The sequence below is a fragment of the Micromonospora arida genome, assembly GCF_003857035.1.
Lineage (GTDB): Bacteria > Actinomycetota > Actinomycetes > Mycobacteriales > Micromonosporaceae > Micromonospora > Micromonospora arida.
Map to the genome: position 1 here is coordinate 60491 of NZ_QGSY01000159.1, position 13210 is coordinate 73700.

General features: G+C 70.0%; 10 protein-coding genes. 7 read left to right on the plus strand and 3 right to left on the minus strand.

Annotation, left to right across the window (positions count from 1 at the left end):
* Positions 1 to 268: 268 nt before the first annotated feature.
* Together DLJ58_RS12345 and DLJ58_RS12350 are read left to right on the plus strand one after the other, a co-directional pair.
* On the plus strand, positions 269 to 745 hold the full coding sequence (locus tag DLJ58_RS12345; protein ID WP_124855929.1) for a hypothetical protein: 477 nt from the start codon (positions 269 to 271) through the stop codon (positions 743 to 745).
* A gap of 34 nt (positions 746 to 779) precedes the next feature.
* Positions 780 to 2594 (plus strand): glycoside hydrolase family 15 protein, encoded by a 1815-nt coding sequence (locus tag DLJ58_RS12350; protein ID WP_124855931.1) that lies wholly within the window; start codon positions 780 to 782, stop codon positions 2592 to 2594.
* Positions 2595 to 2652: 58 nt separating this feature from the next.
* Here DLJ58_RS12350 and DLJ58_RS12355 read toward each other — a convergent pair whose 3' ends face one another.
* Positions 2653 to 4140, minus strand: a complete 1488-nt coding sequence (locus DLJ58_RS12355; protein ID WP_244218910.1) for a serine/threonine-protein kinase — start codon at positions 4138 to 4140, stop codon at positions 2653 to 2655.
* A gap of 187 nt (positions 4141 to 4327) precedes the next feature.
* On the opposite strand from DLJ58_RS12355, the gene DLJ58_RS12360 reads away from it, so the two are divergent.
* A complete protein-coding gene (locus tag DLJ58_RS12360; RefSeq protein ID WP_124855935.1) occupies positions 4328 to 4825 on the plus strand; it encodes an LURP-one-related/scramblase family protein in 498 nt (165 codons plus the stop codon).
* 108 nt (positions 4826 to 4933) lie between these two features.
* Here DLJ58_RS12360 and DLJ58_RS12365 read toward each other — a convergent pair whose 3' ends face one another.
* The gene (locus tag DLJ58_RS12365; protein WP_124855937.1) at positions 4934 to 6283 is read right to left on the minus strand and encodes an FAD-binding oxidoreductase; all 1350 of its coding nucleotides are present in this window, start codon (positions 6281 to 6283) and stop codon (positions 4934 to 4936) included.
* Between the two features lie 47 nt (positions 6284 to 6330).
* Between DLJ58_RS12365 and pdxR the strand changes: the two genes are divergently transcribed.
* Positions 6331 to 7755 (plus strand): MocR-like pyridoxine biosynthesis transcription factor PdxR, encoded by a 1425-nt coding sequence (pdxR, locus tag DLJ58_RS12370; RefSeq protein WP_124855939.1) that lies wholly within the window; start codon positions 6331 to 6333, stop codon positions 7753 to 7755.
* Between the two features lie 123 nt (positions 7756 to 7878).
* Here pdxR and DLJ58_RS12375 read toward each other — a convergent pair whose 3' ends face one another.
* Positions 7879 to 10149, minus strand: coding sequence for a glycoside hydrolase family 44 protein (locus DLJ58_RS12375; protein WP_124855941.1), 2271 nt, complete (start codon positions 10147 to 10149; stop codon positions 7879 to 7881).
* Between the two features lie 398 nt (positions 10150 to 10547).
* On the opposite strand from DLJ58_RS12375, the gene DLJ58_RS12380 reads away from it, so the two are divergent.
* The 3 genes from DLJ58_RS12380 (at position 10548) to DLJ58_RS12390 (ending at position 13202) form a co-directional block, all read left to right on the plus strand.
* Complete coding sequence (locus tag DLJ58_RS12380) at positions 10548 to 11321, plus strand: hypothetical protein (RefSeq protein WP_208741051.1); 774 nt, start codon at positions 10548 to 10550, stop codon at positions 11319 to 11321.
* A gap of 427 nt (positions 11322 to 11748) precedes the next feature.
* Positions 11749 to 12978 carry a cytochrome P450 gene (locus tag DLJ58_RS12385; protein ID WP_124855945.1) on the plus strand — a complete coding sequence of 410 codons (1230 nt, stop codon included), beginning with the start codon at positions 11749 to 11751 and terminating at the stop codon, positions 12976 to 12978.
* Complete coding sequence (locus tag DLJ58_RS12390; protein ID WP_124855947.1) at positions 12975 to 13202, plus strand: ferredoxin; 228 nt, start codon at positions 12975 to 12977, stop codon at positions 13200 to 13202. The genes DLJ58_RS12385 and DLJ58_RS12390 overlap by 4 nt, the downstream gene beginning before the upstream one ends.
* Positions 13203 to 13210 lie beyond the last annotated feature (8 nt).

Below are 13210 nucleotides of genomic sequence, written 5' to 3' on the forward strand. Positions count from 1 at the left end.
TGGCGATCTCGACGTCCCTTGCTGGCCGGCGACGAGGCGCAGGCGACCTCACCGACGACCCGGTGAGGTGTCATCCGGGCATTCCCCCCGACCGGACAGTTCGGTGGCTTATGGTGAAAAGCTGGCGCGTCCAGGGCCGTGCGACGTCCGGATCCGGACCACAGACCTTCACGTTGTCCACCGAAGGGCGGACCGATGACCGAGAAAACGTCGCGGTGCCGCGTGCCGACCGGCACCGCCGCCGCGCGCGACGTCCAGCACGGCTGAGATGGACTGGGCCGGATGGGCGTTGTTCGGGTTGGTCGCCACCGCGGTGCTGACCGCAGCGCTGATCACCGCTCAACTGGCCGGCCTCACCCGCCTCGACTTTCCCCTGGTACTCGGGACATTCGTCACCGAGGACCCCGACCGGGCCCGAGTCGTCGGGTTTTTCATCCACCTCTGCGCCGGTCAGGGCTTCGCTCTCGGCTACGCGGCCACGTTCGCCCTGCTGCACCGCGCCACCTGGTGGATCGGTGCCCTGCTCGGGACCGTCCACGTCGGAATCGCGCTGACGGTCCTCCTGCCGCTGCTTCCGGGGGTCCACCCGCGCATGGCCTCCCAACGGGCAGGTCCGGCCAGCACGGCCGTGCTGGAGCCGCCCGGCCTGTTCGGCGTCAACTACGGCATCCAGACTCCAGCGGTCGTGGCTGTCGTGCACGTCTTCTACGGGGTGGTCCTCGGGCTGCTCCTTCGGGCCCACTGACCCGCGTCCCGCCACTCGTCAGGAAGCGATCACCATGACCGGTGGATACGACAGGACGCGTCCCCGGCCCCCGGCGCCGATCAGCGACTACGGGCTGCTGAGTGACACCCGCACCGCGGCTCTCGTCGACGGTGACGGCGGGATCGACTGGCTCTGCGTACCCCGCTTCGACGGCGAGCCCCTGTTCGGCCGGCTGGTCGGTGGCCCCGATGCGGGGACGTTCCGGCTCGGCCCGGCCCGACCGGCCACGGTCGTCGAACGGCGCTACCGGCGGCACACCGCCACCCTGGAGACGACGTGGGAGGTACGCGGCGGACGGCTCACCCTCACCGAGGGGATGGTGGCCGAGGTCAGCGGTCGCCTGCTGCCCACGACACTGATCGTGCGGCGCCTGTCGACCGATGATTCGGCGGTCGACGCCGTCGTCGAGTTCGACCCCCGCTTCGGTGTGCGGCACCGCCGGCCACGGGTCCAGCACCGCCGCCAGGCGCTGGTGTGTCAGTGGGGGTCGCTGGCGGTCTCCCTGGGCAGCGCGCCGCGGCTCTCCATCGAGCCAGGCCGCCCCACCTCGATCACGGTCAGCCCGGGCCGTCCGGTCACCCTCGTGCTTGCCGTGGCGCACCGGGAACCGCTGATCCACGTCGACCCGGCAGCGGCCTGGGACCTCCTGACCGAGGACGAGGACCGCTGGCGGGACTGGACTGCGGAGATCGACCTGTCACTGCCTTTCCGGGAACACGTCGTTCGAAGCCTGCTGACCCTGCGGCTACTGACCTACTCGCCCTCACGAGCCCCGGTGGCCGCACCCACCACGTCTCTGCCGGAGGATCCCGGTGGGGTACGGAACTGGGACTACCGCTATGTCTGGCCCCGCGACGCCAGCATCGGCGTCAGCGCCTTCCTCAGCGTCGGCAAGCCCGAGGAGGCACAGGGTTTCCTCGCCTGGCTGCTGCACGCCAGCCGGCTACAGCGGCCACGCCTACCGGCGCTGCTCACCCTTCACGGCCGCCGGGTGCCCGCCGAACGTGACCTGCCCGGCTGGCCGGGCTATCTCGGCAGCGTCCCGGTACGGGTCGGCAACGGCGCCGCCGGGCAACACCAACTCGACGGCTACGGCTGGGTGATCGACGCCGCCTGGGCGTTCGTGCGGGCCGGGCACCGTCTCTACACCGAGACATGGCGGGCGATGCGCGGCTTCGCCGACATCGTCGCCCGTTACTGGCAGGAGCCCGACGCCGGCATCTGGGAGGTACGCGAACCCGCCCAACACGTGCATTCCAAGCTCATGGGGTGGCTCGCCCTGGATCGAGCCCTGCGCATCGCCGACACCCACCCCCTGTCCGGCCGCCGACGTCGACGTTGGCAGGAAGCACGAGATGCCATCGCCGACGAGGTACGGACATCCGGCTTCAACCCGACGGCGGGCAGTTACGTCCGCAGCTACGGCTCCGATGCCTTCGACGCGGCTCTGCTCGTCCTGCCGCTGCTGGACATGGACAGCGTCGAGTCGCCCCGGGTACAGGGCACCATCAACGCCATTCGGGACCGGCTCTCCGCCGGCGGTCCGCTGCTCTACCGCTATCCGCCGGGAAGTGACGGCTTCCACGGCACTGAGGGCGCATTCCTGCCGTGCTCGTTCTGGCTGGTGCAGGCCCTCGCCCGCACCGGGCGCCGCACCGAGGCGGTCGAACTGTTCCAGTCCATGCTCGACCACGCCAGCCCACTCGGGCTCTACGCCGAAGAGTTGGACCCGGCGACCGGCGCTCACCTCGGCAACTACCCCCAGACACTGACCCACGCGGCACTCGTTCAGGCCGCGCTCGCCATTCGCGACGCCTCCGCTGGCTAGGTTGGCAGACCCCGCCACCGCTGGACCTTTGTGACCACTCAGGGCGCGCGTCATCCGCTCACTGACGGCTCTCCCTTATCTTCGGCAACAGCGTGCCGTCGTCACACCGCGCCTTGATCTCGCTCTTGTTGTCTGCGGACAGCAGCACCACCTGGATCTCCTTGATGGGCCCGGCGTTGTAATCCTTGAGGCGGTAGCCGGGGGCAGGAGCGACGTCTACGACGCGAGCCTGATCGCCGGTGCAGAGCACAGTCACCACGCCACCGAGTGCCCGAAGGGGTGTACCTGGCTTCGAGGAGGTCGGCGCCGACGCGGCACTGGACGGCCGCGTCGGCTGTTCGGCACTGGGTGGGGTTGCAGGGCCAGGGCCGGCCGTCGGACCGGCTCTGGCGGTCGGTTCAGCCGGCCCAACCGGAACGGTCACCGTGCGGCTTGGTCGCGAGACTGGTGCGGGCTCCGCGGACGTCTGCCAGGGAGCGGGTGCCTCAGTGGCAGACACATCGAAGGCGGCGCCGGGCGGGGTGGCACCGTCACGTGTGGCGACCCCGCCCGATCTGCCATCGACAGGTACGAACTGGGGGAGCAAGAGCGAAATGGTCCCTGCCGTCACCACGAGAACGGGTATCAACACGGCGTTTGGGATGCGGCGACGCCGACCGGCGGCGGTCGGGGCCGACACGGGCGAGACGGGTGGTCGCTGCGTCGCCTGTTTCACCCGCCGTTCGGCGTCATCGGTCAGACCGTGCAGGGCCGTGGCCACCTCCGCGGCGTCCGGCCGATCCGCGGGATCCCTGGCGAGGCAACGGTCGAGGAGGCGATGAACCTCGGGTGACACTCCCTCGATGTCAGGCAGCGGTGCCGGATCGACGTACACGTGAGCGGTCAACATCTGCGTGGGGGTCTCCGCCGACCAAGGCAGCTCATTGGTCAGCGTTCGGTACAGCAACAGTCCGAGCGCGTAGACGTCGGAGGCAGGCAGGACATTGCCACCGGCGAGCCGTTCGGGCGCGAGGTATGCCGCGGTGCCCAACAGCTGTCCGTCCGCCTCCAGCTCCGGCCGACCGACAGTGGTGGCGATACCGAAATCGACCACCTTCACCCCGGCCGGTGTCAGCATCACGTTGGACGGCTTGATGTCCCGGTGCACCAGCTGACGTTCGTGCGCGGCGGCGAGCGCCTCGGCGACCTGCGCGCACGTCCGCATCGCGGCGGCCGGCGGCAGTGGACCGGCGGCAAGTCGCTGGGACAGGGTCTGGCCGGGCAGCAGTTCCATCACCACATACGAGACCTGGCGGCCTGCGGCATCGGTGTGCTCGCCATAGTCGTACACACTCGTCACGTGCGGGTGCCAGAGGCCGGCTGCGGCCCGGGCCTCTGCATGGATGCGTTGTTGTGCGCCCCGGGCGGTAGCTTGCGCGCCGGCCAGGACCTTGACGGCCACCGCGCGTTCGAGGACCCGGTCCCACGCCCGCCAAACGGCCGACATGCCACCAGTTCCGAGAGGGCTCTCGACCTGATACCTGTCGTCCAATAGATCACCGACCATCACTGGGACAGCTTGCCAGATTGGACCCGCAGCGGCATGGCGGTCTAATCCGATGCTGGTCACCGGCCCATCCCCTCGGCTCTACCCGCCTCATCGCCCGGCGCACCTGACCGGACCGATGAGAGCGGCGGTAAGGGCCGGCCGTGCTCGGCCGGCACTTCGGTGTGCGGTGGGGGAGAATCGGTTCATGTTTGTCATCAAGGAGCGGTTCTTCTCGATCGGCGACGACTTCGACGTGCTCGACGAGCACGGGGCCAAGGTCTTCCATGTCGACGGCAAGGTGTTCAGCGTCCGCAACAAGGTCGTCATCGAGGACGCGTCCGGCCACGAGGTCGCCACGCTGCACCGGCACCTGGTGGCGCTGCGTCCCACGTACGAGATCCGGATCGGCGGCGAGAAGGCCGCAGAGGTCCGCAAGAAGATGCTCACGCCGTTCCGCGACAAGTTCACCATCGACGTGCCAGGGCCCGACGACCTGGAGATGAAGGGTGACCTGCTCGACCACGAGTACGTGATCGAACGCGGCGGCACCGAGGTGGCCTCGGTCTCCAAGCGGTGGCTGACGATCCGGGACACCTACGCCGTGCAGGTCACCGCCGGCGTCGACCCGCTGCTCATCATCGGCAGCGTCCTCGCCCTCGACCTGGCCATGAACCGCGACAAGAAGAAGGGCGACGACAACTGATCCCCTGAGCGGCAGCCGCATTGCTCGGGCTCGTGGCCAGGATGGTCTGACCCGTTCCTACGCCGCGAACAGTCCGTAACCAGGCTGGGGCAGGAGTAGCCGGCTGCGTTACTGGCTGTGGGGCCGGATGTTGTGGTTGAGGTGGAACACGTTGCGTGGGTCCCAGATCGTCTTGAGCGCGGTGAGCCTGGCGAGCTTGGCGGTCGGGTATGCGCGGCGTACCCCGCGTTGCCCCTCGTCGGCGGCGAGCGAGTTGACGTAGACGCCGTCGGCGTACGGGTCGAGCGCGGCTGCGGCACTGCGAGCCGCCGCCATCCGGATGTCGTCTTCGGATGGCGCGGTCCAGCGAGAGCCGGCGCCGAACTCGAACATGGTGCCGCGGTGGCTGAACGCGGCGTCGGCGTCCGCGACGTCGGCGATGGCGCCGCCGTGCGCCTGTAGGCCGACGTTGGCCAGGTGGGCGCCGGTGTGCAGGTCCGACGCGCCGCGCAGCAGGAACGCCTCGATCGCGGCGGTGGGGAACTGCCGCAGGTAGTGCGCACTGGAGTACCGGCGGTAGGCGTGGCCGCCGACGGTGTCGTCGCGTTGCTGCAGTTCCAGGTACGACGGCGTGCTGACCCGTTCGGCGACCGGGCGGCCGAGCGCGCGCAGTGCCGGTAGCAACCGGTGACCCTGTGCCGGGTCGCCGACCCATACGAAGCCGACGGTGGCGAGAGGGCCCCTGGCCGTGCTGTGGACGTCGGCGGTGAAGGTCGCCTGCCGGGGTGCGACGGCGTTGAGGTCCCGCCAGCCTTCGAGCACCGGTACGGCGTCCTCGGCGCGGAAGTCGAACTCGGCGACCAGGGTCCGCGTTCCGGTGTGGTGCAGTCGAAAATCGAAGTCGGTGACGATGCCGAAGTTGCCGCCCCCACCGCGCAGGCCCCAGTAGAGGTCGGGGTTCTCGGTTCGGCTCGCGGTCACCACCTCCCCGTCCGCGGTGACCATCGTGTAGGAGATGACGTTGTCACAGGCCAACCCGTGTTGGCGGGCGAGCCAGCCCATACCGCCGCCGAGGGTCAGGCCGCCGACCCCGGTGTGCGAGACGTTGCCGGCGGTCGTGGCGAGGCCGTACGGCTGCGACGCCCGGTCGAGTGCGCCGAGCAGCGCGCCGCCCTGGACCCGGGCCCGTCGCCGGATCGGGTCGACCCGAACGCCGTTCAACGGGGTCAGGTCGATCATCAGGCCGTTCGCGGGGACGGCGAGGCCGGCCACGTTGTGCCCGCCGCAGCGTACCCCGATCTCCAGGTCGAGTTCGCGGGCCAGGCGCACCGCGGCCACCACGTCGGCGACGCTCGCGACCTGCACGATCATCCGCGGGCGCCGGTCGATCATGGCGTTCCAGACGGTGCGGGCCGCGTCGTAACCCGGATCACCCGGGGTGAGGAGGCGGCCGTCGAAGCGGGGACTGGTCGTCGTCATACGTCTGAGCCTGACGGAAATCGGTACACCCGGTAAGGTCCGATTTCATGGGCCGTACCAGGACCAATTCGAGTACGGCGGAGGACCTGCTCATCCATGTCGACCGGTCCGCGGCCGAACCGCTGCACCGGCAGATTGCCGCCTCGATCCGGGACATCATCCGGGCCGGCCGGTTGCGTCTCGGGACGTCCCTGCCGCCCACCCGCACCATCGCAGCCGATCTGGGAGTCTCACGCGGCGTCGTGGTCGAGGCCTACCAGCAACTCGTCGCCGAGGGCTACCTCACCAGTCGGGCGGGCGGCTACACCCAGGTCGCGGTCGAGTCGGCTCCTCCGTCGGCGGGTCGGCGCGGCGGGGATCGGCCGGCGGCCCGGATCGACTTCGGGTACGGCCGCACCGACGTGTCGTCATTCCCCCGGGCCGCCTGGCTGCGTTCGGTGCGAACGGTCCTCACGACCACGCCGAACGAACGCTTCGCCTACCTCGACGGCCGTGGCGTACCCGAACTGCACGCAGCCCTGATCGACTACCTCAGCCGGGTCCGCGGCACATCGGCCCGCCCGGAGAACGTCGTGATCTGCAGTGGCTACGGTCAAGGCGTCGCGCTGATACTCCAGGTGCTCGCGGCGCGCGGCGCCCGCAGGGTGGCCGTCGAGGACCCATCCGCGGACGACGACGCCCGCCTCGTCGCGGCCGCCCTCGGCCTTGACGTGATCGGCGTCCCGGTCGGGCCGGACGGCATCCTCGTCGAGAAGCTCGAGCGGGCCGACGCGGACGCCGTCGTGCTGACGCCCTCGCACCAGTGGCCCACCGGCGGCGTCCTGTCGGCCACGGCGCGGGCCCGGATCATCGGCTGGGCGCAGCATCGCGGCGCCGTGGTGATCGAGGACGACTACGACGCGGAGTACCGTTACGACCGCTCGCCGGTCGGCGCCATGCAGGGGCTGGCACCCGACTCCGTCGTCTACTGCGGCACAGCCAGCAAGACCCTGGCGCCAGGGCTGCGTCTCGGGTGGCTGCTTGCGCCGTCACACCTGGTCGACGACATCACGGCCGCCAAGGTACGGGCCGACCGCGGGTCTGCCGTCATCGACCAGCTGACCTTCGCCGACTTCCTCACCCGCGGCGAATTCGACCGACACCTACGGCGCATGCGCCCGGTCTACCGCCGCCGCCGCGACGCACTCCTGGCCGCGCTGCGTGCACGCCTGCCCGACCTGGAACCGGTCGGTGTCGCGGCGGGCCAACACGTCGTCACCTGGCTCCCGCACGACCTCGACGAGGCCCTGGTCGTGGCTGCCGCCGCCCGGCGCGGACTGGGCGTGCAAGGCGTCTCCCGGTACCGACTCAGCCCCGCCGGACCCGGCGGGCTGATCTTCGGCTACGCGACCCTCACCGAACGCTTGATCACCGAGGGAGTGGAAGCCCTTGCCGACGCGGTCGCAGAGGTCCGAGCGCAGATCTGCCGCTGATGGCACCCGAGCACGCCACGGGTCTGGCCCGGAGGGCTGCTCGAGGCCGGAGGGGGCCGGGGTGCCGCTGCGCCCCGGCCCCCTCCGGCCTACTCCGTCGGTACGGAGTAGGGATCTCTCAGGTCACCCGCAGCGTTGACCGTTGAGGTTGAAGGCGGTTGGCGCCGGATTGGTGCCGCTCCACGTGCCGTTGAAGCCGGTGCTGGTCGACGCGCCGGGGGCGAGTTTGCCGTTCCAACTCATGTTGTCTGCGGTGACGCTCGTTCCGTTCTGTTTCCAGGTGGCCGACCAGCCCTGACCGACCTTCTGGCCGGTGGTGGGGAAGTCGAAGGCGAGTTTCCAGCCGTCGATCGCGGTGGTGCCGGTGTTCTTGACCGTCACGGTCGCGGTGAAGCCGCCCGGCCAACTGTTCGCCGTGTAGCCGACCGTGCAGCCGACGGTCGGGGCGGTGGGCGCGGTCCGTACGGTCAGGCCGGGGGAGGCCGCCGAGACGTTGCCCGCCGCGTCGCGGGCGGTGACCACGAAGGTGTACGGGGTGTCCGGCGTCAACCCGTTCACGGTGTACGTGGTGACGGTGGCGCTGCCCACTTTCACGGTGCCGGTGGTGTCGACCCGGTGCACGTCGTAGCCGGTGACGGCGGTGTCGTCGGTGGACGGCGTCCAGGCCAGCGCGACGCTGTCGCCGGTGATCGTGCTGGCGGTCGGCTTGCCCGGGGCGGTCGGGGCCTGGGTGTCGCCGGGCGTGGTGTCGCGCGGCAGCACCAGGTGGGTGATCGAGTTGGCCGGGAAGGTGGCCGTGAGGCCGCTGGCGGTCACCGGCTGGTCGGCCTCCCGGACGACGCCGGCGAGGTCTGCCCCGCTGTAACGGTAGACCTGAGCGGTGCTGGCGGAGGCTCCGGTGAGGGCGATCGGGCTGGTCAGGTCGTCGCCGGTCTTGTTGACGACGACCAGGGTGAGTGCCTTGTCGGCGCTCCGCTCGGCGGCGTACACGGCCAGCTTGCCCTGGTCGGCGCTTGTCGCCTGGACGGAGGTCTCGCCGAACGCGCCGCCCTTGCCGTCGTAGTTGCGGTAGACGCGGAAGGCGTTGGCCACCGGTTGGTCGGCCGTGGGTGCGGTCCAGAGGGTGGCCAGGTCGAGCCCTTCGCGGCCGAAGATGCCGAGTACGTCAGCCTGGGCGAGCGCGCCGTTGAGCGACCCGAAGCCGCCCCAGTTGTACTCGGTCATCGCGACCTTCGTGCCCGGGTAGTGCTGGTCGACCAGCTCGCGCAGGCGCGGGATGAAGCGGACCGGACTGTTGATCCAGCTCTCGTCCACGTAGGTCGGGTCCCAGAGCTGGCGGGTCGAGCGCAGCCGCAGCGCCTGGGTGTCGGCGTCGCCGGCCGCGTCGCCGAGCACGCCGGACTGCTGCGGGTAGAGGTGGACGTCGAAGTAGTCGAGGATGCGGGTGCCGTGCTGCTGCTCGTACTCGCGCATCCGGTCCAGGTACCACGGGCCGAGGTCCTGGCCGCCGTGCGCGGCCTTGTCCGGTGGGTTCGACCAGCAGCCGGTGCGCGAGCAGGTGTCCTGGTCGAGGCCCGAATAGAGGATCGAGTTCAGGCCCCAGCCGACGGGACCGAGCGTCTTCGCGCCGGGGTCGGCAGCCTTGATCGCGGCGGCGTACCCGTAGGTGCGGTCGCGTAGCTCGTCGTAGCCCATCCCGGTGGGGCGGACGTCGCGGTGGGTGGATTGCCAGAGGTCCGGCTCGTTGTCCAGGTTGTAGAACTGGACCCCGCCGTTGGCGGCGGCGCCGAACTGCCCCTTGAGGTGGTTGACGAAATCGGTGACGTACTCCGGACCGACGGCGACGCTGGTGTCCTTCGGATCGTTGCCGGTGACCAGTGAACCGTCCGGCTTCTTACCGTTGCCGCAGTCCGGTGCCCAGGTGTCGGTGGACTCCTGCGGGCCGTACTTGGCGACGCTGAAGCCACACGCCCGCGACCGGTCCCTGGCGATCCAGCCGAGCATCGGCACGGTCATGACCGTGGCGGCGCCGGTGGCCTTGTTCTGCTGCACGAACCGGTCGGTCTCCGAACCGCTGGGAAGGTCGCCCGGACTCGGGTTGTCGTTGGGGATGTTCTCGAAGTACCAGTCCGACGCACGGTTGGTGGTGTCGGCACGGAAGTTGTAGCGGGTGGTGGCGTTGCCGCCGTAGCGGTGCACCGGCAGCCGCAGGTCGCGGGCGAGGGCCTGGTCGGCGAAGTTCATGCCGTAGACGTACGGGCTGATCTGGTGCCGGGCGGCAGTGGTGTCCACGGCCAGCGCCGGGCCGGTCGCGGCCAGGGCGGGCTCCGGCAGGGCCAGACCGCCGAGGGCCGTGGCGAGCACGACGGGGAGTAGAGCTGTGGTGGGTCGCACGAGCATTCCTTTCGCATAGGAGCTCGACGATGGGAGCGCTTCCACAGCGTTGCGCTTTCCTGGCTCCGAGTCAACGCCGGAAGGCCCATTGTTGATCATGTAGATCCACTCGGCCTGTGCAGGGAGTTGGCACGTCGGGCCGTACCGATGCTCGTGGTTGCACCCGCCCGGCTTCAGGCCCGACCTCCTCTGGCCCGCCGAAGTCAACCTCTTCACATATGATGACGTTCATCGATGTGGTCGTAGCTGAAGCGGCATGCCGGAATAGCTCGGATCGCCGCAGCGCGGAGGCAACCGCGCCGCAACGGTGCAGGCGGGAGCACCTCAGCGTCGCACGGCCGGAAGTTCCTGCTGGCCCAGCCCTGGTGGCTGGCGACCAGCCGTCTTGGAGGATGACAATGCGCAGATTTCTCGCGGTGTTCAGCGCCGCCCTGATCCTCGGCGCCGCAGTCGGGAGCGTTCCGGCCGGCGCGTCGGGGGCCTCCCCGCCCTCGTGCCCCCGCGGCCTGCTCTTCTGTGAGGACTTCGAGCGACTGCCTCCCGGGGGGCCCAGCACGTTGAACTGGGGCGTCGACACCCGCCACGGCACGCTCACCGTCGAACGTGCCCGCCGTGGCAACCAGGTGCTGCACATCCACACGGTTGACAACGGACGCGCCTTCCTGCGCGTCGACGACTTCGCCGCGCCGGGCAACCGCTTCTACGGCCGGATGCGTCTGCGCGTCGACGCCTTCCCCACGGCCCCGGACTGGGCGCATTTCACGCTGGTGGAAGCGACCGGCACCGGCAGTGCGGAGGTCGTCCGTCCGGTTGGTGGGCAGTACGCGCCCACGGTCCCCGGAACCTTCTGGGGGGTCGGCGCCGACGGCGGTCCGACCGGCGACTGGACCAACTGGCGGGAGTCCGCCCCGGTCACTGAGGACACCTGGCAGTGCTTCGAGTGGAAGATGGACGCGGCGGACAACCGCGTCGCGGTGTGGATCGATGGCGTGGCGAACCCGGAGCTGACAGCCTCCACCAGCGACCACGGTGGCAACGACGTTCCCTTCGTCCTGCCGACGGTCGACACGGTGAAGATCGGCTGGCAGCTTTACCAGGGCGGCACGACACCGGGCGAGTTCGACCTCTGGATTGACGACATCGCCCTCTCGAGCAAGCGGCTCGGCTGCTGACCTGGAGCCCGGGTGGCTCGGCGGCTCTCGACACATGTGGTCGTGATGTCAGTCCCGATTGGTGTCCCTGCCGGGGTGCGGCCTTGCTGCCGCACCCCGGCGGCGGCGTGCGACCTGCGCCAGGTCTCTGCAACCGAGGCGCGTTGCCGAAGATTTCCGACTGGTCGAAGTCGCGACGACCGACACGGGGGAATGGCTGGTCGTCGAGGACGAGACCTCGCGAGCGGTTCGCCACGAGAACGCTTTCGCGTACGGATGCGGAACCAACCTCCATGGCGATCATCGACATCTCTCGCTACGATCCGACATCGACGGATTACTGAGCGTTGATGTGTGCTGTCCGCAAGCCCTGGACGCTGGCAATCCGGCGCCGCCACGAACGTGGTGCCGGCCTGAGGATCACGCCGTCTCGACGAAGGGAATCCGGATGACGGAGAGCGCGCAGACCACCGAGAGCCGAAGCGTTCCGCCCGCGCGGCCGTACCCGTTCAGTGTGCCCGACCGCCTCGTCGTCGACCCGACCTATGGCGAGCTGCGCGAGAACGAGCCGATGACCCGGGTGAAGCTCCCCTACGGCGAGGAGGCGTGGCTCGCCACCCGTTACGAGGACGTCCGTACGGTCCTCGGCGACGTGCGGTTCGGCCGCGCCCCGGCCGTCCAGCGCGACGAGCCCCGGCTCACCCCGCGCCAGCAGTACAGCGGTATGCTGACCATGGACCCGCCCGATCACACCCGGCTGCGCCGGCTGGTGGCGAAGGCGTTCACGGCACGTCGGGTAGAGGCGCTGCGACCCCGCACCCAGGAGATCGCCGACGGGTTGGTCGACAACATGGTCCGGCTCGGTCCTCCGGCCGACCTGGTGGAGCACGTCGCCACGCCGCTGCCGATCCAGGTGATCTGCGAGCTGCTCGGGGTCCCGTACGCCGACCGCGACCGCTTCCACATCTGGTCCGAGGCGATCGTCTCGACCACATCCCTGCCCATGGAAACGATCCAGGAGTACCTGAACAATCTCTGGGGCTACATCGGTGCTCTGGTCGCCGAGCGCCGCCGCGAGCCGGGAATCGACGACCTGCTCGGCGCGTTGGTGCGGGCCCGCGACGAGAATCAGGATCGGCTCAGCGAGACCGAGCTGGTGGAGCTGGCCGGAGGGCTGCTCGCGGCCGGCCACGAGACCACGGTGACCCAGATCCCCAACTTCGTCTACGTCCTGCTGCACAATCCGGACCAGCTCGCTCGGCTACGGACCGACCCGTCGCTGGTGCCGGCCGCGGTCGAGGAACTGCTGCGGTACGTGCCGCTCGGCGTCGGCTCCTCCTTCGCCCGGTACGCCAAGGAGGACGTCGAGGTCGGCGGGGTGCTGGTCCGGGCAGGTGAGCCGGTCCTCGGCTCCCTGTCGTCGGCGAATCGGGACGGTACCGTCTTCGCCGACCCGGACCGGCTGGATCTCGAGCGCGAGCAGAACCCGCACATGGGCTTCGGGCACGGCGTACACCACTGCGTCGGCGCGCAGCTGGCCCGCATGGAGTTGCAGGTCGCCGTCGCCACCCTCGTGACTCGCCTGCCCGGATTGCGGCTCGCCGTACCGGAAGCCGAACTGCAGTGGAAGCGGGGCATGTTGGTGCGGGGCCTGCTCGGGATGCCGGTGGCCTGGTGAGTACCGCCTGGCGGATCGGGGTGGACACGAGCCGCTGCATCGGCACGAGCATCTGCGCTGGTACCGCGCCCGAGCACTTCCGCCTGGTCGGCGGCCTGTCCGCGCCGCTGGCGGACGTGGTCGCCCCGGCCGATGTCATCCTCGACGCCGCCGACTCGTGCCCGGTGGAGGCGATCACGGTCCACGACGCCAGCGACGACCGGCTGATCGCGCCGCAGGAGTGACCTTAAAT

Bases quoted from the DNA above. Each gene is read 5' to 3' on its own strand.
- DLJ58_RS12345 (WP_124855929.1), top strand. From the start codon at position 269: ATGGACTGGGCCGGATGGGCGTTGTTCGGGTTGGTCGCCACCGCGGTG.
- DLJ58_RS12380 (WP_208741051.1), top strand. From the start codon at position 10,548: ATGCGCAGATTTCTCGCGGTGTTCAGCGCCGCCCTGATCCTCGGCGCC.
- DLJ58_RS12385 (WP_124855945.1), top strand. From the start codon at position 11,749: ATGACGGAGAGCGCGCAGACCACCGAGAGCCGAAGCGTTCCGCCCGCG.
- DLJ58_RS12350 (WP_124855931.1), top strand. From the start codon at position 780: ATGACCGGTGGATACGACAGGACGCGTCCCCGGCCCCCGGCGCCGATC.
- DLJ58_RS12365 (WP_124855937.1), bottom strand. From the start codon at position 6,283: ATGACGACGACCAGTCCCCGCTTCGACGGCCGCCTCCTCACCCCGGGT.
- DLJ58_RS12355 (WP_244218910.1), bottom strand. From the start codon at position 4,140: ATGGTCGGTGATCTATTGGACGACAGGTATCAGGTCGAGAGCCCTCTC.
- pdxR (WP_124855939.1), top strand. From the start codon at position 6,331: ATGGGCCGTACCAGGACCAATTCGAGTACGGCGGAGGACCTGCTCATC.
- DLJ58_RS12360 (WP_124855935.1), top strand. From the start codon at position 4,328: ATGTTTGTCATCAAGGAGCGGTTCTTCTCGATCGGCGACGACTTCGAC.